Genomic DNA, 18496 nt, shown 5'->3' on the forward strand with positions numbered 1-18496 from the left:
ATAGACAAGCTGGCGCATCTGTCTGGACGACCGCCGCTGGCGCAGGCCGCAATCGTTGAGGCATCGCCGACGTCTGGCGCATGGAGGGCGGATAACGGTTGCGGCAGCCGCCCTCGCAGACCCCGTTCAATCGGCCTGCGGTTCCGTCTCGTGTCCCGATGGCCGGGCGCTGAGGGTCACCGACTCGATGCGGTAGGGCAGGATGCCTACCGTTCGGGCGTTGATGCGATAGGTCGTGCGCGGATTGTTGTCCTCATCGGTCCAGTCGTTGCGTTCCTCACGCCCGTTGACGGCGATGCGCATGCCTTTCTGGAACAGGTGGACCCAGTGTTCGGCATCGCGGTGCCACCATTCGACCGGCCTCCAGAATCCGCCACGGTCCTCGTAGCCGTCCTTGCCCGGAATCGGGTTGTCGAAATACACGTTCAGGCGCAGGACCCGACGCGGCTCCTCGTTGCCGTTGGGGTACTCGTCGTACTCGGGCGCAGAGCCGATATTGCCCTCGCCATGGAAATGCGTGCTCATGGGTGTGACTCCTCGGGGTGGGCGATGGCGCGGATTCGCCGCTGGTAGATCGTGTCGGCGTGGGCCACCTTGTTGGCGCAGTCGGTGGCCTGCCGCGCGATGCTGTGGGTGAGGCTGACCTGCATGTTCAGCACGATGCGCTGAACCTCGATGGCGTACAGGTCATCGATCAGCGCGGCAGGCATCGCGGGATCGGCAAGCAGTCCCTCCCACAACGCAACCCCCATGCGGGAGCGATCGACGTTGCGCCAGCGCAGGAACGTCGTGCCGGCCCCGGTGTTCTGCGGGGCCAGATGGGCGGCCAGCCGATCGAACGGAAAGCCTTGCACCTGTGGCAGCAAACGGCGCTCGGCCAGTGCAACGAGGCTGTCGCGCAGACCACCGCAATGGCTGGCCCAGTCCTCCAGCGCCCCCTTACCTTTAAAGGGTCTTAAAAGGCCTTTTAGGTAGGCTGCATGTTCCAGCGCCTGGAAGGCTGGCTGTTCCAGCGGAGCAAAGCGATGCAGCGCGCTCATGTCGGCTCCTCTCTGTCGCTGTCGGAGGGGGCGTCCTCGTCCTGCGGCGTCGCGTCGGTGCCGGTGGGCGCTGCATCGGTATCCATGATGGGTGCCTCTTCCGGTTCACGGGAGCGCGTGGTGGCAGACGCCGGCGCGGACCGGCGCACGGGCGGTGGGGCGAAGCGCGAGCGGCGCGAGCCGTCCAGAATGTCCTGCGGCAGATCGCCGAATTTCTCCCGCGCCACGCGCGCGGCGGCGTTGCCGGTGGAGAAGTCGTTGCGGGTCGTCCCGGAGTATCGGTATTGCTGTGCCAGCGAAAACAGGCTGCGCAAGGCGTGGGCGCCTTCGTTGAGCCAGCGTTCCAATGTCCCGCGATCGATCAGCGCGGTGTGGTGGGCCAGGATCAGGCGGCGTGCCAGATCGTCGTAGTCCGCCAACAAATAGACCGCCATGAAGCCCAACTGCGAGGCGACGAACAGCGGCAGCTTGACGGGCTGGACGTTGAGGTTCTCACCCAGGCTCAGGGCGGGTGGAACGTCGGCCAAGGCACGGTCCACCTGTTCGCGCAGGGTCTGCAACTGTTCCTTGGTGGCGTTGAGCTTGTCCTCGATCCGAAGCATCCACCAGTCGGAATAAGGATCGTCCTGTTCCGATCCACGCTTCAACTTGTTCATGATGCCGACGAAGCCGTTGAGACCGATGATGCCGGGCTTGCCTTCCGCGGCGGCCCTGCCATGCCAGATGCGGGAGGCGTGGTGGGTGTGCAGCGTCAGCGACATCGCACTGCGCAGCGACCCCAGGTTCAACTGCAATGGTTCCGTTTCGTTGGCCATGCTGGCAACCCTCGTTGGTGGAGACGAGGTTTCAGCATCTGCGAGCGCGGGAAGGCCGTCAGTGATCAAACCGCATCCCTCGAACGCCTGTTTGTGCCCGCATGCACAGGGGCGACGGCCTCCCGAGCGTCATTGATCCTCCAGCCAGGAAGGCTGCATGTCGCGCTATACCCAGGGTATAGGCGAGCCTGGCCTTCGGTGGACGCCGGCACAGGCGCGTGGAGCGCTAAAGGTCTCGCGACAGGGTGCGCGCCGCAAAGCGCGCGCCGCTCGATCAGTCCGCCGATGTGGGCGCATGCCCCGCCGTCGATGGAGGGTGGCGCGCCGGGTTATACCCGGGGTATAGCCCAGCATGGAACCCAGTGGACGATCCAGCGTGCGATTGCGAACCTCAAGACTGCACCGCGTCACGGCATCCGCAGCAGGGCCCGGATCTTGGCGATGTGCGCCCGTGCCACCTCCGGGTCTGCCGGGCGGGACGGGGCCGGCTCGGCCGCGGTGGGAGCGGTGGCGGCGGGAGGTGCCTTCGATGCGGCCCAGGCTTTGAAATCCCCGCGCAACGCGCGCTGGATGAGGGCAAAGAGATAGCCTGCGGGATTGCGCACCGTGCTTTCGCGGCAGCGTGCATCCCACTCATCCAGCACGGCCTGGTGCAACGCGGGATCGACCGACTGCAGGGCGGCGAGCGCCCCGTTCTGCTGTTCCGACTTCAGGGCCTTGAAGCGCTCGGGCAGGAGCAGGGCGCCTCGCGTGCGGGGTACTGTACGTATTTCTTTTTCTATCTCTTCTTTACGTACAGTACGGTCCTCGTTCGGATTCCGAAGCGTGCCGGTTTGGCGGGCTTTTTGACCCACTTCGGAATCCGAACCCGGTGGTTTCCGATTCCGAAGAAGGCCGCTCGACCCGTCTTCGGAATCGTGACTGTCCCCAGCCTGTGGATAACCGATCGTCTCCCCCCACCCCTGGGCGGCGAGGCGTTGGGTCAGCACCTGCAGACGGCTCGGCAGTATCCGCCCGTTGAGCATCGGGTCCTCGGCCATCTCCTTGAGCGTGTGCACGCCGACCCGCTGGATGGACTTGCTGGCGTGATCGAGCGCATGGCTGACCAGCCCCAGGTAGTCGGGGTCGAGCTGGATGCCTTCATAGGGCGTGAGCGGTTCGTCGTGAAGGACGTAGAGATTGCCCAGCATTCGCCCGGTCCTGGCATCGCGCCGCCGCCGGACCAGGCTGACCCAGCGGGTCAGGCGCAAGAGGGTCAGCGCGCGTGCAACGGTCTCATGCGATGCCTTGGCAGCGCAGGGCATGGAGGCCAGATAAGGGCACAGTTGGTCATAGGTCGGAAAGGCCGTGATGCCATCGTCGTTGAGCAGCAGGCGAAACACCTGCCAGGCATTGCGCTCCAGGGGCGTGAGACGCCGGTCCAGCAGCAGCGCCCTCGGCACGCTGTCATGGCGATTGCCGCTGAAAATGAAGCCATCGGATGGGGGCAGGGCTGGCGCGGCTTTTTCCGGCGGGGTTGCGGGTTCGACTTGCATCCGCTGCAGCGCCTGGTCGAGCAGTTCTCCCAGCAGGACCGGCCCGCCTGGTCTGCGCGGTGCTGTCATGTTCAAACCAGCCCTTCATCGATCCATCCGCGAATGGCGCTCCAGATCACCGAGACCGGCACCCCCGTGGATTCCGAAAAATCCGCCGCGATGGCGAGCATGGCCGTGTCGTTGTTCAGCGCGATGCCCCGCTCCTTGATGAGGTCCGACCAGGATTCCCACAGCTGTGCGTCCTGCTGTTCCGTCAGGACCGGATACCGACCCTTGCGCTTGGGCAAGCCGATCACCGATCTGCGCAGCGCGACCTCTTGATGCGTCAATCCGTAGAACTTGCTGATCATCTCGGTACTGGCACCCAGGCGCAGCATCCGGTCCACCGCCTCGATCTCCTTGGCCACGTCGTTCACCTGATGCAGCAGGCGGCGCAGCACATCGCGGTTGACCTCGACCGAACACCAAGACACCGTTGCATTCGCCAGCACGCTCGCCATGGCCGGGTGCTTCAGGGCATCGAGGTCCTGGTCATCGAAGCCCATGGATTTGGCTTTGCGCAGCTGGCCGTTGCGAAGGTCGTGCAGGGCCTGTGCAATCACGGCCTGGTTCAGCGGATGCGGACCGGACATCGCGGCCCGTCCTACGGGGACGGCATGGCGCTGTCGCCATGCAGGGAGGCTTCGATGTCCAGCAGCCGCCGCGCTAGGCGCACCAGCCGAAACAGTTTCACCAGGCCGTTGTCGCTCAATCGCGGAAACTGTACCTTGAGGCTCGGCCCTTGCAGCAGGGGGCCGAGATGGTTTGCCAGATGCACCGTGTCGATGTGCGGGGCAACGAACCGTGCGTGCTCAAACGGTGCGCTCAGGGCATGCAGGAGCGAGAGGATCGTGCGCGGGAAGGGCGCACTGGCGCGCTCGCCGATCGATTCGCTGTCCTGGGCGCAATGGAAGCCGATACCGTCTTCGCTGGGAAGGATTTCAGCGGACAGTTCCGCCTCGTCGGCGATTTCCAGCGCCAGTTGCGCGATGAGGGTTCTCAGCCGTTCCGGCGTGTCCAGGCCCGGATCGATGTACCAGATGTCGCTCACCGGATAGAGGCCACCCGCCTGCACCGGAATGGCTTGCAGCACATTGCTCTCGAAGTCCGGCGGTGCCTCGCCAAGGTGGTCGGCCACCAGGCGCTGGATGGACTGCAATCGATCGGACGTCGGTGCCGGGGAAACCACATGCCCACGCACCCGCGCTGCATGATCGTCCGCCTCGTCGAAAGCGCCGGTGCGCGCTTGAACTGTGAGCGGTTCGGGTGGCGAGACCGCCTCGGAAGGTTCGGTCGATGGTTCCGTGCGGGGCGCAGGCAGCGCTGCGATGGGAGATGTCGCAGGCGATGGGCGTGGGGGAGGGGGCAGCTCGGGCGGGGCCGGCATCGCGGGGATGGCCGGCACGCTGCCCGGTTCACTGCTGAGCAACTGCCAGCGCTTGTCCGAGGCCGTGATATCGAAGGCGAGCGTATCGTACTTCTCGCCCAGCAGATCGGCCATCTGTCCCACCAGTTCGTCCTGCACGCGCTGCACGTTGAACTGGCCTGGGCTCGCGTCGAAGACCGACAGCACATCCTGGAACAGCGTCGGAAAATCCAGGTCGAGCCGGCTCGATGCTGCACGCGCCTCCCAAATCTTCGTTCCCGTCCTGCGCAGGGCCGTGAGTTGTTCGACCTGGTGCCGACCGAGACCGCCGTAGAGGACATTCGGAATGGCAGGCAGCAGGTATTGAATCGCCTCCTGCATGCGGCTGATGTGGGGTTGGGGAACCGGATAGCCATCTGATTTCAGCCGCCGCGCCAGTTCCGATTGCGACAGCGGCTTGCCATCCTCTTCTTCATAGAGCTCCCGAACCTTCTCGATGCCGAGCGCCCGCTCGATGAAAGACAGGCCGCCATGGAGTTCGTTTTCCGCGAGGTGGCCGGTCAGCGCGACGATCTCGCCGCGCTGGGGCCAGGGGCGAAAGAGGCAACCGATGCGAAAGAACCGCTCGTCCTTGGTCTGCGCCCACAACTCCCGCAGGACTGCCAAGCGGGTATTGCCACCATTGCGGATGATGTAGTGGGTCGCGCCAGGTCGGCGGGTGATCGGCGGCGGTGTGTCCAGACCACGCTCGCGGATCGACGCCAGGATGTCGTCGTACAGCGGATTGCGCGTGATCCGGGGATCGAGCTCGTAGGGGCGCAACTCGTCCAGTGTCACGATCATCGGCGTATCGGCGATCGGGTCCGTCAGCGCGTCTGCCACAGGCCCGGTGCGGGTGAAACGGTCCTGCAGCAACCGCGATGCCATGTCCTGTGGGGAAATCTCAGCCATGGGGTGCCTCGTGTCTGCCGGTATCGCGCGATGTGTCTGCCTGGCGCTGCGCGCGGCGCAGCCGGGCGTGTGCATTGCTAGCGGAGCGGTGATCGCTCGGGGTCGAGCTGGTGAAGATGGGAGCCAGCCCGGCTTTGAAAAACCGGAGGTGCCCCCCGGCGGTGCGTGTGACTTCCCACCCCTCCTTCAGCGCAAACTCGATGAGAGGCAGCAATCGTTTGTGGCCGCGGGCAAGCTCATGGGCGTTTGGCATGGGCAAATCTCCCGCCGGGCTTGCCGTTCACCGCGACAAAACGTTCGTTCCACTGGGGGCACAACTCCGAAGCCAGGGCGCGGACGATCTCGAATGCCGCTGGGGTGAGGCGTCCCTGGGGGCGGCGATATTCCACCCGATGGGCGGGCAATCCGCGTGTGGCGGCGCGCGGAAACGCCTCGATGGCAGGCACCTCTGTTTCGAGGACATGGACGCCGGGATGTTCTCCGAACACCAGGCGCAGCGTCTGCTGGATCAGTCGGGCATTGGCCGAAACCGCAGGCACCCGATTGATCAGCAGGTGCAGCGGTGGCACGGGGATGCCAAGATGCCGGTATGGGGCGATATCTTCGATGAGCTGCAGCGTCCCGCGCCGCAACTCTCGGGCTGCGAGCACTTCCGGCGTCACGGGTGAGACCACGCATTCCGACGCGAGCACCGCCATCTCCAGGAGGACGCTTCGGGCCCCCTGGGTGTCTATCAGCACCACGTCGTAGTGGGGTCGAAATACCGGGAGCAGATGGCGTAACCGCAGCCGTCCATCCGGAGCATTCAAAAGCAGCGTATTCAGTTGCCGATGCTCGTCGTTGGACAAAACCACATGCAGGCGTTCGATCGCGGTGTGCGAGACCAGCCGCGTGAGGTCGCGCTCGTTGAAAGCCAGTAACTCGTAAATGCCGGACGGGGCACGGCTGGTGAGCTCGTAGTACGACGAGAGGGTGGGTTGCATGTCCAGGTCCAGCAACAGCACGCGCAAACCCGCGTCCGCGATGAACCCGCCGAGATTGGCCGCGACGGTAGTTTTCCCGACGCCGCCCTTGGTCGAAATCACCGAAATCACCTGCATGGCGGTTCGCTCCGCTTCACAACGAATGGGAGCCGGGTCATGCGCGGTCATTGAGACGGTCGATGATCCACTGGTCGATCTCCGTGGAATCCCAGCCCACGGCACGCACCCCTAGCCGGACGGCTTTCGGAAACTTGCCATCCTTCATCAGGTTGTACAGGTGCGCGCGTTTGAAACCCGTTTTGGCTTCCACCTCCGCACGGCGAAGGATTTTGCGCCCGGTATCTGGCGGGCTGCTCTGTTCGGACATTGCGATCACTCCTTGATGCTCAGTGGCACTTCTTGGGCGTGATCCGCATTAAATGGATGCCATTGCCGAAAATCAGTAAACAATGCGGTTGCAATGGATACCGCATTCATTCCGTCGCAATCAGAAACGTGATTACCAGCCAGTTCGCTCGTCATTCAACTCTCACGGTTTGGGTCAGGGCGCTACATATTAAGTAGCGATCGCGCGCGAATGAAGAGCTTGGTATTGCCTGTCAGGATGCCAGGCGCTTGAGCACCATGTTCTGCCGCAATACGTCGCCAGAACGACTTAAAAATGTCGGTGCTTTACACAAAAAGGTGATCTCAAGGTGGCTTGCCGCTATTGGCAGAAAAACTGAACGAACCTTCAATCGTTTTGAAAACAATGGAAAACGGCACCTGCCATACAAGCAGGTGACTTTTTTTGTCATCAGGCCGATGGAAAATGCAGGGGATATGTCATGAAAATTTCATGTTGACCATTAATCGCTCGGCGTGGCCATTCCGATTTCTCTTGCACGTTGGATAAATCGAGTCGTGTCCGGTGAGGTGTTTTCTTCGGAGATAACGATGAAGGTAGGGACATCCGGGATTTCGTCCACCATGGGCCGGACGATGACGGTCGGGTGGTCATACAGGGCGGCTTGGGACTGCATGCCGATGCCCAACCCGTATCCTGCCGCGACGAGCATCATCATGGCCTCATGGCAAGCGGCATGTTCTGCGACGGTCGGTGATGCGAGATCGTGATCGGTGATCCAGCGCTGTATGACTTTGTAGCCACCCGCCCATCGTTCCGGGTGGCACATGATCAGTGGGTAACGGACCACTTCCCGCATGGAAACTTTGTCCTGTGACAGGATCGGGTGATGTTTGGGGATCGCTATTGCTGGGCGCTCCGTCCACACTGTGTGTTTGAGGTAGCCATCAATGGGTTCCTCATCCATGGTGAAGCCGATGTCGATCTGGTCGTATCGAAGCGCGATCTGCATTTCGTTGACGGTCATTTCGGTAATGCGAACTTCCGTACTGGGTTCTTCCTCCCGGTTTTGTGAAAGAAGTCGTGTCAGACGCGGCTGGGCGAGACTGTCGGTAATGCCTACCCGCAAGCGGCCTTTGAATCCGAGGGATGCCGCTGCAACGCGGGTTTTAGCGCTCTCTATGTATTCGATTATGCGGCGGGCCTCGTCCCGAAATACCTCTCCGCACCAGGTGAGGGTGATCCGGCCCTTCGTTCTGTTCAGCAGTTGCACGCCCAATTGCTCTTCCAGATCCTTGATTGCCCGCGATAACGGTGACGGCTCGATATTCGCTCTTGCAGCGGCGCGAACGAAACTCTGTTCCTGCGCAACGATCAGGAAATATTTCAAGTGGCGTATTCTCATGATGAAACCTCCTTTGGTTGTTCGAGTAGTGCCCCTTTAGGGGGCGCGAAATTATTCGCGCTCGAATCAGCCTTGCGGATGCTGCATCTGAAATGGGCGATTGAAGGACAACCGCCGCGCGTAAACGGCGCATAGATCTAAGCACCAAAATTTCAAGCAGCAGATTAGGGAGAGGCTGCAGAATTGGCGTGGAATGAGATGCTCATTTCACCCAGTCATTTCAGGCGAATATTTATGTGAGCCCATTGTGCTAACGTGGTCTCTCGTGCCCTCGTTTCTGCTGTGCTACTCTCCGTGAAGTTCAGTTTCGTAGGGTAAGCTCTTTCGGTAATAAGGCCTCAAGCTAACTTATATTTTTGTATGAACGTTGGTTGTATCCACTTTGAATTTCAATAAGCTATCTTTTATGAATAATTTTTTGCAAAGGATTTGCAATTATGAAGCCGCGCGACCTGCATACAATTCATAATCTTATTGTGACGAACTACACGATCGTTCAGCAACCGAGCGGAAGCTACCTGCACAAATTTACACCTGCAACAACGGCGACTGTGTACCAATTTGAAGGAGCATCAACGCCAAGGGTCGTGGATGGGAAACATTACAATATCGGTTTCAGGCCGGATCGGAATGGACTGAATATTGTTGATACGGCGTTTATTTCGGAGATTTCCGAGGTGGACCCAGCGATTAGCCATGCGGTGGCGCAGAAAGTATCTGCTGAAAATTACGCGATTGAAAAAGCCAATAATGACCGGCGAGTAACGCCCAAGGGTAAAGTGACTGGCTACTATTGGGGGAAGAAGTACGCTTGGCGTGTTTTCGGCTTGGCCATAAGTCAGAATGCCTTTGATGAGTATCTCAAAGAGATAGGCCATCCAACAGTGCCTTGCACGACTTATGAGCCAGACAAGCCATTCGGAAACACCCAATCTATCGCATATGCCGAAGAAGGCCTTGAGGGCGCGATGAAAAATCTGATAACTCTCGCGACGAAAAAAGGCTCTTACTACACGTCTCCGCTCTATTCCAAAAAATTTGCAATTAAAGGAATCAATGCAATTACGGACAAGAAGGCCTGAGCAGTCGCTTGCTCACGCATGACGCTCGCGTGAAAACACGACAGTTGCCGAAAAGATGATCCCGCGCAAGGCAGCTTTTGATTTCAGAATTTCTTCTGCGGTGCCATTGCCGCGTCATTGAAGATCGATATGAAATCAACTCCTAAAGCGATTGCGCAGAAGCCCCGAGATCCTGCAATTCGTACAGACGCTCCCCGTCCCGGACTCGGAAAAGGCTTGGGTCCCGGAAACGCGGGCGGTTGGCCAGCAGGCCCCGACAAGGGACCGTCCGGGAAAAAGAGAAGCGTCAATCGGCCGCGTCAAAAGTGACGCTCAAGCGCCGCGCTCTGCGCGCGGCGTGCCGCGATGGTGATCGCACCACTCATCGAAGGATCTTTGCACGTGCGTCGCAGGTTCTTGCCAGAGAAGCGATGCGAAAAAGCCCACATGGTTGAGACGGTGGGCTGTGACATACATCCTTACCAGTGCATCACAGATTTTGTTTGCCGCCAACACTGGCCTGTAGATGTGTCCTCTTGCTGCCACCCTCTCGATGAATGTCCGTAGTTGATCGGTCCGTTGGGGAAATATGATGCCCCGATTCCATCGCTTGAACGTCGCTTCGCTGGGCAGCGAAGCCGGATCGGTACTATTCAGCAGCAATTGTTCGCGCAACTGCGCGAGACTTGCTGCGCCTGCGAGTCTTTTAGCCATCCTGAGCCAGGAGACGCCGGGTTGAATTTGATGGCCTGTGAGTAGATCGCTGTACTTTCCACACAGTTCCTGCGCTTGTATCGCACCTGGGTGACGAACTGCTTGTCTTGCTACGACACTGAGTTGGAGTTGCAGCCAAGCATGCAGTCGAGGTCGAAGTGTCTCTCTCTCGGTTTGGGCTGTGGCAAGAACGTCCAAATCATGGTTGCGCCAGAAGAGGTTCAGCATTGGGTCGGCACGAACAAGCGCGGCGGCGTTGCGAAAGTCGCCCACCACCAACGCGGCATCAGCCCTTTTGGAGGCGAGTTCGATCTCGACATAGGCCCTCATGAAAGCAGTAGGGTAGGTCGGCTCTTCACGGATGCCAGCGATGAAGCATCCCCACAAGCCGGGAAGCTCGCCCGAAATGCGATCAGCAATTTCGTTCGACTCAAGCGCGCCGGCATGTAAGCCGGCTTCCAGTGCGTTTGCGAATGTGATCGCCCTTTCGTTGTCCTGCCCCAGTGCCTTCAAGGCCTCAATGGCCTGCTTCATGAGCCGTTGCGGTGAGACGTCCCTTCGACGCAGATTTCGTGCGAGGGTGCCGAAATCACCGGGCTCGGACTCCATCTCGTGCCATGGAAATCCTTCTGCCTTCATTTCCCATTCCACCGATGGCAGGAAGAGGCCACTGAACACCATGGGAGTGGGGCGTCCACGACCGAGCGTCAATGTCATTTTTTGGCTTTCGGTAGTTGTCGCTGGGCTAGATCTGGTCGTCCGTGTCGAGCAGATGTCGGTGGCCTCATGATCCGTCCACCATCCTGAAGGCTACGACCTTTCGGCTCTTTCGAGCAATACGTTTGCCTATGGGTAAAAACAAGTCTATAATCGTGTCCATCCCAAAGCCTGGGATATGAGAAAGTTGTTAGAAATCAAGCGGTTAAAGGCTAGGTTCTAGTCCCTTCACCCGCTCCAATTTTCATGCTATGGACTTCCAGTGAAGTCCATAGCTTCTTGATCCCACAGTGGTTTCTGTCTGTGGAGCATCCAGCAAAGTCTGCTGAAATTCACCCCCATCCACGCATTTTTAGTACATAAATTAGTACTGAAAATTCGGGCGCTGGGTTGTCCGGTTTTTGGCTGTGCTGCTTCCATCGACGTCGGTACACCTCTCCTCATCCTGAAGGAGAGTTCGATGGCTTTGATAGATACTGCCGTGCGGCAGGCCAGGACCACTGGCAAGGACTACACCCTCAACGACGCGCACGGCTTGCTGCTCTTCGTGAGTGCCAAAGGCAAGAAGAAGTGGCACTTCCGTTTCTCATGGCCGGGCCAGCAGCCTCGCATCGCCATCGGTCCGTACCCGGAGATCAGCCTCAAGGAGGCGAGAGCCCGCCGGGATGAATTTCGGGCGCAGCTTGCCAATGGGGTCGATCCGCGTGTCCATTCTTCGCCAAGCCGAACAAAAGGCGTTGGCGGCGCCGACCCATGCTTTCCAAGCCGTGTTCCAGTCGTGGCGGGATTTCAAGGCATTGAGCCTGAAAACCGGCCGCCAGAGCACACTGTCGCAGATCAATCGCATCTTCGACAAGGACGTGCTCCCTTGGCTTGGCACGGTGTCCATCTTTGACGTGACGCCGGCGCATCTGTTGGAAGTGTTGCGCAAGATCGAGCGCCGCCATGCGCTGACCACTGCGGAGAAGGTGCGCACCTGGTTCAACCAGATGTTCCGCTCCGCGATGGTGGAGAAGGGTCTGCCTGCGAAACCTGCCAGCGATCTGGACATCGTGGCAGTGCCCAATCCGCCGGTGAGCCATAACCCGTTCCTGCGCAAGGAGGAACTGCCCGCGTTTCTGCGGAGGTTGCGCAAGTACCGTGGCTTAAAGACCACTCGCCAGGGCATTCAATTGTTGTTCCTGACCGGCGTTCGAACGGGCGATTTGCGCTCGGCGGTGCCGGAGCAGTTCGATCTGGAACGAGGCCTTTGGACTATCTCCGCTGTGATCGTCAAGCAATTGCATTTAAAGATGCGCAAGGAAGGCAAGACTGTGCCGCCCTACGTGATGCCGCTGTCGACCCAGGCCATTGCCATCGTCCGCGACCTGCTCGATGCCCAGGCAAGGCGGCCGGCGCAGCGCTATCTGCTGCCCAATCGGGACGACCTCAAAAAGCCCATCAGCGAGAACACGCTCAATGGCGCGCTGCGTTGCATGGGCTACGAAGAGCAGCTGACTGGCCACGGCATCCGGGGCACGATCTCCACTGTTCTCAATGAGCTAGGCTACCGTGTGGAATGGATCGATGCGCAGCTGTCGCACGCCGATCCCAACCAGATCCGGGCCGCCTACAACCAACCATGCGGCCTACGTGGAGCAACGGCGCCTGATGATGCAGGACTGGGCCAATCGCCTGGATCGCTGGGAGGCGGGAGAGCAGGTTGAGGAAGCGGGCGCATCGCCGGTAGCACCAGAAAGCCTGGAAGTGATCGAGGCCTTCTGAAGGCGCTTGCCTCGGGGCAACTGCGGCCTAAAGACGATGCATTGCAAATGCTGGGACAACTTTTTGCGCAAACAGGTGATGTTGGGAATGTGGCCGTGCGTGCGCGCTCATAAACAAACGAATGCGATGCAGTGGGCCGGTTCTCTGTCCGTTGTTTTCGCGTCGCCGCGATGGTTGCGTTGAGCCTGCTGGCGAACTCCGGAAAACGTGAATTTTCGGCTGGCCCACGTGGAAACGGAGTCACCCTGCAGTTTACCTATCACTGGGAAGGCCTATTGCTGCTTCACCAGTTCGACCCTGCGGTTTTGCGACCTGCCATCTTCGGTAGCGTTGTTGGCCAACGGATCGGCATCACCAAAACCGGCAGACGACAATCTCGCCGCATCAATTCCCTGTGCAGTAAGGGCGACGACGACAGCCTTGGCGCGGCCCTCTGACAGCGTTTTGTTGTGCGCTGGATCGCCCGTGTTGTCGGTGTAGCCATTAACGGCCAACTTCAGTGATGCATCCTGCTTGAGCAACTGCACGACCTGCTCGATCTGTGGCCGCGAGTCGGGGAGGATTTCGGTCTTGTCCGTGGCAAAGTTGACGTGCAACGCCACCTTGCCAGTCTTGTCGATCTGGGACTTCAGTTCGCTGGCCGGCAATAAGCCAGCGGTAACTTTCAGCGGCTTGGTTTCGGCGATGAGAAGTCCGCCGCCGAACTGGTAGCTGCACAGGTGAATCCAGATATTGCGATCAGCCCGTCGCACAACAAATACTTGCGTAGCGTTGTTCCAGATATCGCCCAAGCCACTGTTGTACTTGAGTGCTAAGTCGCGTGGCCATTCTTTGATTTTCTGTGCAGCCTCTTCCGGAATCTTGCCGTCAAAGATCTTCTTGCCTCCCAGCGAAGAAACGACCGATTCGATGTTGCGCTGGAGTTCCAAGTCCGAGAATGTCTGGCCCTCGGCGGCGCTGATGTGCGCCGACCATACCTGGCCTTCTACAGGCTCCAAGTGATCGCCTGTCCAGAAGGGCACCTGATCGAAGCCGGTGACGTCCGGCGTGCTGCCAGTGACATATCCGCTGGGAAGTGCGATGTAGGGAAAGGCCCCCAGCGGTGCGCTCGACACAGGCAGGCTGGAGGGCTCGAACGCTTTACTGGCAGATGCTTTCGCAGGGTTCGAGTCTTGCGTGCTGGCGGCGGCAGCCGCGGGTGGAGTTGCGTGAATGTTTGGCGCCGTTTGGTCTTGCTTTTTGCATGCGCCAAGACCTAAGGAAATGGCTATAAGCAACGTCGTTGCTACTGTTTTGTGCACAGAGATATTCCTTGCCAAGGGACAAAAAAATAGTGTAGCTGCCAGCCTCGCTGGTCATGTTGCGAAACGATGCAGAAAACGACTGGTGTGACGAGTGGTGCACGGCGAAGCACGCTTTAGCGCTGGGCGACTCTGACATGGCGTATCTGATCTATGCGATCGCCGCAGCTGTGCATTAAGCCGTGCTCACCACCCGGCGAGACTCGGTGCGTAGTGCAGGCTTGGAGAGGTTGTTCGTGGCCTTCGACGACTATCTCATTGCGGCTGCGGCACTCTCACGGCCACCGAGCAGGCGGTGCCAGGCGCGGTCAGCGTCAAATCGGCCGGCAGTGTCTCGGGCGTTGCCTTCAGATAGGCGGTAAAGGTCAGGTAACGCGCGGGCGCGCGGACGCCACCTGGCGCGCTCAGCTTGCGCCAGCGGTGGGGCACACCCATGCCCACCACGGTGCCGTCGGGCGCGACGAGGCGCATCGATTGGGGCGAGGGACCTTCGCCCTCGGGCAGCAGCGCGCCGCTCAGCAATACGAAGCGCGGGTCCCCGGGCACGCGCTGCACCGAGTCCACGAAGGCCGTGCAGCGAGCGGGCGGCATCTCCAGTTGCGAGCCGAGAGCCGTTGCGGCGTCGGAGAGCGGGGGCTGGCCAAAGACCGAGAAACCATGGGGCCTTGTCTTGGCCATGATGCGCTCGGCCAGGGCCCGGTCCCAGATCAGCATGCCGATACGCTGCTCATCATGCACGCCCATCGCCAGCGCGAGAGCTCCGGTCATGCGAAGGTGGGGACCATCGCTGCGTTTGGTTTGGCGGGCTTGCACCGACAACATCTGCGCCAGTACCGCCACCAGCAGCAGCGTAACGCCGGCCCGGGCGAGGCCGCGCAGGGCCATGACGCGTGGCGCGTAGAGTATGCCAAGGGCCGCCCAGGCCATCATCGAGGGCGTGGTGTAGCGGCTCGTCAGCGATCCATCCATGCCGATCTGCAGGCGGCCACTGGCGGTGACGAACGCGGTGCCCGCCACGAAACCGACGAAGGTGAGCAGCGACAGGTCCACCGCGTGGGCCCGCGGGGCCCTTAGCGCAGGCACCAGCCGCGCCAGCGCCAACACAGCAAACAGCACGCCGAAGGCCTGGCTGATCCACAGCGGCTCCATCCGCCGCGCCAAGTGCTGAAACGGGCTGCCCAGATATTGCAGTGTGTACTGCAACACCCCCAAGGGCCGGGTCTGAAGCATGGTCAGCAAGCCGGGGCGGTCTGCCGGCGCGACGAAGTCTGCCATGTAGACACCGATGCCCAGCGCAGCGAGCACCGCCAGTACCGTCACGCGGCGCCAGCCCATGCGCGCTACGGTGGCATAGAGCACCATCATCGGCAGGGCCATGATGCCGTTGGCCATGGTCCCGATGCTCAGCACGCCGAGCGTGCAGCCACCGATGAACCAGCGCAGGCCGTTCGGGGCCTGCGTGGCGCGGTACAGGCAGTACAGCCCGGCCAGCGGCAGCCACTGGGCCAGGAAGAACTGGCTCTGGAATGCCCAGGTGAGGTTCTCGTACTGCACCCACGACATCAACCAGACGGATAGCAGCACCACGGCCGACACCGACGTGGTGCGGGGCATCGGCCCCATGTGCGCTTTCAGGAAAGCCCAAAACGTGGCGATGCTGCCTACCACCAGTAGGTAGTTGGTCCCGATCAGGAAAGCCTGCGTACCGCCGAACCAGCGGTACTCCATCCAGAACAGCGCCTTGGCCAGCACGATGCGGTGTTCATTGAAAAGCTTCCACCAGGCTTGCCAGCCGGCGCCGTCGCGTACGTCGGCGTAAAAATCCAGCGCACCCCACATGTCCCAGTTCGGTACGGGCGTAAAGGTGCGCCAGGCTGCTACGGCCGTCACCAGCGCGAAAAGCGTTGCATAGAGCGAAAGAGCCACCGCCGCCCAGAGGCGGCGGCGTTCAGGAGTCAATGGAATGGTTCAGATGTCAATCTTGTGCAAAAGAGCGCATGGCAGGTTGCGGATCACGGCTGTGATAAGCACCTGTTTCGCCGGCTGTCGCTCGTTTCGAGCCAGTTGTGGTCGCGTGCAGTTGCGATCGCTGGCGGTCAGTTGCGCGATGCCACCGGCGTCGGCGGTCACCGCGGCGGTCCACATGCCGCCGGGCGCCAGCAGCACATGCACGCTCAACAAGCTGTCGCCGTTGTTGGCCCCGCGAAAGCGGACCTTCAGGACCTTACCGTTCTCGACGTCAGTGTTGGCGGGTCGGATGCCGGAGATCACTCCGCGGGTGCTACGCCGGACATGGACAGTGCGCAGAGCAGGACCGATATGGCGTTGAAGATGGGATGGCGTTTCATGGTTTTTTTGGAATTTCTGAAGGCTAGGACGTGCCGTCACAGCGCCATTTCGAGACATGAAAGGCAATTCGCGACACGTCACCACGACAGCTTGCACGTTTGGCGTACGAGACACCACGCGTCAAAAGATGGTGGCGAGAAAGGTTCGCCCCCATAAAGGAAGACTCCATGGACCCTGTGCACTGCACTGCAGTGCATTGCAGTGCACTGCATTGCCTTCGTAACGCGTGGGAGCACAGGTTATAAGGGCCGCAAGGCTTCGTTGCATACCCAACGGTGGTAGGAGGTTCGTAACCCGATGTATTGAGCTGGTGGTTGTCGGGCTCGCCGCCTGCCTGGCGAAGCACGTCGCTTTGGTGAACGAATGACGTTCGTTGACTTCGTCTGTTGAGCGTGCAAGCAGGGCAAAGCGCCCAGGGGAGTGGCGACTTCCCGTCAATGATCTCACTTCGCCTCGTGACGACCTGCGTCAAAAACCCAATGTCGGAGAAGAGCCGTTTTGCTGTCTCGATTCTTGGACGGATGGCGTCTGCCGCACCGGCGTGACCGCCTCCAGATCCAGATCACGCCGGCTGTTTTAGCCGATCTGAGGAATGGCCTGATGACATCCGTCGCGCTTGTAAAAAAGTCCCGCATTGCGCCGCAGCCAGCAGGGCTGAACTGCGGCAAGACGGTCGGGCGTCACAAGCTGGCCGAGCTTCCTAACGGGTCGCAGCACCGCTCGATGTACTCGAAGACATCAGTCCTGATTGGTTCCATTCTCCGGCAGAATGATGGTGTCTTTCTCATTCCATACCGGTGGCGGAGAGCACGATGCTGAGCGAGGTGGCCATGGCCTTGACCATCGGGCCCTTCTCGACGTCTTCCCATTCGTCCAGCGAATGGGTCCGGCCGTTCCTGCCGATGCCGCCACGGCCGATGGTCAGCGCTGGAATACCCAGGTTCATCGGCATATTGGAATCCGTCGAACTCCAGTTCAAGTCCGGCGTGTATCCACCGGCCTCGATGGCTGCCTTGGCAATCTGCACGATGTCGGCCTTCATGTCGGTATTGCCGGCAGGGCGGTCGCCGATGAGCTTGGCCTCCACCGTGATCTTGGCGTTTTTAGTGGACCGGGCAAAGTTCTCGCCATCGGCGGCTTCTTGCACGATCTTCAGCATGCGGTCTTCCACACGCTTGAGTTCGTCTACCGATTCCGAGCGCATGTCGATTTCCATCCAACTGCTCACCGGAATCGAGTTGACGGAGGTACCGCCACCGATCAAGCCGATGCTGTAAGTGGTCTTGGGCTTGGCCGGTACCTGGATGCGAGCGAACTCCACTGCTGCTTGAGCCTGGGCGAACATCGGATTGACAGTGCCGAAGGCACCGAAACTGTGGCCGCCGGGACCGCTGAAGGTGATGCGGTAGCGCTTGGAACCCACGCCGCCGTGGGTCACCCGGTTGACGTCGCCCGACTCCACCGAGAAGAAGGACTTGATCTTGTCCTTGTAGCTGCCCTTGGTAAACAGATATCGCACACCGCGCAGGTCTCCAGGACCTTCCTCGCCGACGGTGCCCACGAACAGGATGTCGTCGCGGGTGCTGATGCCGGCCGTCTTCATGGCGCGTACGAAGCCCAGCAGCACCGACAGGCTCATGGTGTCGTCTCCGATTCCGGGGGCATACAGCTTGGTGCCTTGGCGCTTTACCTTGACGTCGGTGCCGGCGGGGAAGACGGTATCCAGGTGGGCGGACACGACCACCACTTTGCCGTCGCTTCGGGTGCCCTTGCGCAAGCCCAGCACGTTGCCTTCTGGGTCGATCTGTACATCGCTCAGACCGGAAGCCTTGAGCATCTTGGCGAACTCTTCTGCACGGGCTTTTTCACCGAACGGCGGCGCGGGGATTTCGGTCAGTTTGATGCCGTCTTCGACAATACGCCCGTGCTCCTTGTCGAGCGCGGCAGTGGCGCCTTGGTAGATCGGGCTGGCTAGCACACGCCGTACCTCCGCGGCGGGATCCACAGTCTGGGCATGAGCCGCACCCACCACCAAGGTGGCATAGGACAAGGCGATGGAGAGAGCAGGAAGCAGGAATGTCGAGGAGGTCGGTTTCATCGAGTTTCAATC

At 60.5% G+C, this 18496-nt stretch carries 19 protein-coding genes and 1 pseudogene; 4 read left to right on the forward strand and 16 right to left on the reverse strand.

What is annotated here, in order from left to right; translation table 11 throughout:
- Positions 1-126: 126 nt before the first annotated feature.
- From AC27KI_RS01595 to AC27KI_RS01640, 10 genes are all read right to left on the reverse strand, one after another.
- Positions 127-525, reverse strand: coding sequence for a single-stranded DNA-binding protein (locus tag AC27KI_RS01595; protein ID WP_272548374.1), 399 nt, complete (start codon positions 523-525; stop codon positions 127-129).
- Positions 522-1040 (reverse strand): DUF3158 family protein, encoded by a 519-nt coding sequence (locus AC27KI_RS01600; RefSeq protein ID WP_487087685.1) that lies wholly within the window; start codon positions 1038-1040, stop codon positions 522-524. Before AC27KI_RS01600 ends, AC27KI_RS01595 begins: the two co-directional genes overlap by 4 nt.
- Positions 1037-1855: a PFL_4669 family integrating conjugative element protein gene (locus tag AC27KI_RS01605; RefSeq protein WP_487087778.1), complete on the reverse strand. Its 819-nt coding sequence runs from the start codon at positions 1853-1855 to the stop codon at positions 1037-1039. The genes AC27KI_RS01600 and AC27KI_RS01605 overlap by 4 nt, the downstream gene beginning before the upstream one ends.
- Positions 1856-2262: 407 nt before the next feature.
- Entirely contained in the window at positions 2263-3459 is a 1197-nt protein-coding gene (locus AC27KI_RS01610) for an STY4528 family pathogenicity island replication protein (RefSeq protein ID WP_487087776.1), read from the reverse strand.
- A gap of 2 nt (positions 3460-3461) precedes the next feature.
- Positions 3462-4022 carry a DUF2857 domain-containing protein gene (locus tag AC27KI_RS01615; RefSeq protein ID WP_272548370.1) on the reverse strand — a complete coding sequence of 187 codons (561 nt, stop codon included), beginning with the start codon at positions 4020-4022 and terminating at the stop codon, positions 3462-3464.
- 11 nt (positions 4023-4033) lie between these two features.
- Entirely contained in the window at positions 4034-5746 is a 1713-nt protein-coding gene (locus AC27KI_RS01620) for a ParB family protein (protein ID WP_487087683.1), read from the reverse strand.
- The gene (locus AC27KI_RS01625) at positions 5739-5999 is read right to left on the reverse strand and encodes a type II toxin-antitoxin system HicA family toxin (protein WP_284424974.1); all 261 of its coding nucleotides are present in this window, start codon (positions 5997-5999) and stop codon (positions 5739-5741) included. The genes AC27KI_RS01620 and AC27KI_RS01625 overlap by 8 nt, the downstream gene beginning before the upstream one ends.
- Positions 5983-6846, reverse strand: a complete 864-nt coding sequence (locus tag AC27KI_RS01630; RefSeq protein ID WP_487087774.1) for a ParA family protein — start codon at positions 6844-6846, stop codon at positions 5983-5985. Before AC27KI_RS01630 ends, AC27KI_RS01625 begins: the two co-directional genes overlap by 17 nt.
- A 37-nt stretch (positions 6847-6883) precedes the next feature.
- Entirely contained in the window at positions 6884-7096 is a 213-nt protein-coding gene (locus tag AC27KI_RS01635; protein ID WP_272548366.1) for an AlpA family transcriptional regulator, read from the reverse strand.
- A gap of 5 nt (positions 7097-7101) precedes the next feature.
- A complete protein-coding gene (locus AC27KI_RS01640; protein ID WP_272548365.1) occupies positions 7102-7251 on the reverse strand; it encodes a hypothetical protein in 150 nt (49 codons plus the stop codon).
- A gap of 93 nt (positions 7252-7344) precedes the next feature.
- Here AC27KI_RS01640 and AC27KI_RS01645 point away from each other — a divergent pair, with 93 nt between their 5' ends.
- Positions 7345-7560: a hypothetical protein gene (locus AC27KI_RS01645; RefSeq protein WP_487112260.1), complete on the forward strand. Its 216-nt coding sequence runs from the start codon at positions 7345-7347 to the stop codon at positions 7558-7560.
- Between the two features lie 17 nt (positions 7561-7577).
- Here AC27KI_RS01645 and AC27KI_RS01650 read toward each other — a convergent pair whose 3' ends face one another.
- Positions 7578-8465 carry a LysR family transcriptional regulator gene (locus AC27KI_RS01650; protein WP_487112262.1) on the reverse strand — a complete coding sequence of 296 codons (888 nt, stop codon included), beginning with the start codon at positions 8463-8465 and terminating at the stop codon, positions 7578-7580.
- A 452-nt stretch (positions 8466-8917) separates the two neighbouring features.
- Here AC27KI_RS01650 and AC27KI_RS01655 point away from each other — a divergent pair, with 452 nt between their 5' ends.
- Complete coding sequence (locus tag AC27KI_RS01655; protein ID WP_284424970.1) at positions 8918-9562, forward strand: hypothetical protein; 645 nt, start codon at positions 8918-8920, stop codon at positions 9560-9562.
- 312 nt (positions 9563-9874) lie between these two features.
- On the opposite strand, the gene AC27KI_RS01660 is transcribed toward AC27KI_RS01655, so the two are convergent.
- A complete protein-coding gene (locus tag AC27KI_RS01660; protein WP_487087678.1) occupies positions 9875-10972 on the reverse strand; it encodes a hypothetical protein in 1098 nt (365 codons plus the stop codon).
- 460 nt (positions 10973-11432) lie between these two features.
- Here AC27KI_RS01660 and AC27KI_RS01665 point away from each other — a divergent pair.
- Positions 11433-11624, forward strand: a pseudogene (locus AC27KI_RS01665) (Arm DNA-binding domain-containing protein); the annotation flags it as partial.
- Between the two features lie 13 nt (positions 11625-11637).
- A complete protein-coding gene (locus tag AC27KI_RS01670; RefSeq protein WP_487112264.1) occupies positions 11638-12678 on the forward strand; it encodes a tyrosine-type recombinase/integrase in 1041 nt (346 codons plus the stop codon).
- A gap of 330 nt (positions 12679-13008) precedes the next feature.
- On the opposite strand, the gene AC27KI_RS01675 is transcribed toward AC27KI_RS01670, so the two are convergent.
- From AC27KI_RS01675 to AC27KI_RS01690, 4 genes are all read right to left on the reverse strand, one after another.
- Complete coding sequence (locus AC27KI_RS01675) at positions 13009-14037, reverse strand: OmpA family protein (RefSeq protein WP_487087674.1); 1029 nt, start codon at positions 14035-14037, stop codon at positions 13009-13011.
- A gap of 255 nt (positions 14038-14292) precedes the next feature.
- Positions 14293-15963, reverse strand: a complete 1671-nt coding sequence (locus AC27KI_RS01680) for a hypothetical protein (protein ID WP_487112266.1) — start codon at positions 15961-15963, stop codon at positions 14293-14295.
- A 42-nt stretch (positions 15964-16005) separates the two neighbouring features.
- On the reverse strand, positions 16006-16308 hold the full coding sequence (locus tag AC27KI_RS01685; RefSeq protein WP_487087670.1) for a hypothetical protein: 303 nt from the start codon (positions 16306-16308) through the stop codon (positions 16006-16008).
- A gap of 862 nt (positions 16309-17170) precedes the next feature.
- Positions 17171-18484: a M20/M25/M40 family metallo-hydrolase gene (locus AC27KI_RS01690; RefSeq protein WP_487087668.1), complete on the reverse strand. Its 1314-nt coding sequence runs from the start codon at positions 18482-18484 to the stop codon at positions 17171-17173.
- Positions 18485-18496: the final 12 nt, after the last annotated feature.

The sequence above is a fragment of the Acidovorax sp. KPB24-03 genome (genome assembly GCF_057546605.1).

Coding starts and splice junctions, on each gene's coding strand:
- AC27KI_RS01635 (WP_272548366.1), bottom strand. CDS start 7,096: ATGTCCGAACAGAGCAGCCCGCCAGATACCGGGCGCAAAATCCTTCGC.
- AC27KI_RS01660 (WP_487087678.1), bottom strand. CDS start 10,972: ATGACATTGACGCTCGGTCGTGGACGCCCCACTCCCATGGTGTTCAGT.
- AC27KI_RS01620 (WP_487087683.1), bottom strand. CDS start 5,746: ATGGCTGAGATTTCCCCACAGGACATGGCATCGCGGTTGCTGCAGGAC.
- AC27KI_RS01600 (WP_487087685.1), bottom strand. CDS start 1,040: ATGAGCGCGCTGCATCGCTTTGCTCCGCTGGAACAGCCAGCCTTCCAG.
- AC27KI_RS01630 (WP_487087774.1), bottom strand. CDS start 6,846: ATGCAGGTGATTTCGGTGATTTCGACCAAGGGCGGCGTCGGGAAAACT.
- AC27KI_RS01690 (WP_487087668.1), bottom strand. CDS start 18,484: ATGAAACCGACCTCCTCGACATTCCTGCTTCCTGCTCTCTCCATCGCC.
- AC27KI_RS01610 (WP_487087776.1), bottom strand. CDS start 3,459: ATGACAGCACCGCGCAGACCAGGCGGGCCGGTCCTGCTGGGAGAACTG.
- AC27KI_RS01655 (WP_284424970.1), top strand. CDS start 8,918: ATGAAGCCGCGCGACCTGCATACAATTCATAATCTTATTGTGACGAAC.
- AC27KI_RS01615 (WP_272548370.1), bottom strand. CDS start 4,022: ATGTCCGGTCCGCATCCGCTGAACCAGGCCGTGATTGCACAGGCCCTG.
- AC27KI_RS01625 (WP_284424974.1), bottom strand. CDS start 5,999: ATGCCAAACGCCCATGAGCTTGCCCGCGGCCACAAACGATTGCTGCCT.
- AC27KI_RS01640 (WP_272548365.1), bottom strand. CDS start 7,251: ATGACGAGCGAACTGGCTGGTAATCACGTTTCTGATTGCGACGGAATG.
- AC27KI_RS01605 (WP_487087778.1), bottom strand. CDS start 1,855: ATGGCCAACGAAACGGAACCATTGCAGTTGAACCTGGGGTCGCTGCGC.
- AC27KI_RS01670 (WP_487112264.1), top strand. CDS start 11,638: ATGAATTTCGGGCGCAGCTTGCCAATGGGGTCGATCCGCGTGTCCATT.
- AC27KI_RS01595 (WP_272548374.1), bottom strand. CDS start 525: ATGAGCACGCATTTCCATGGCGAGGGCAATATCGGCTCTGCGCCCGAG.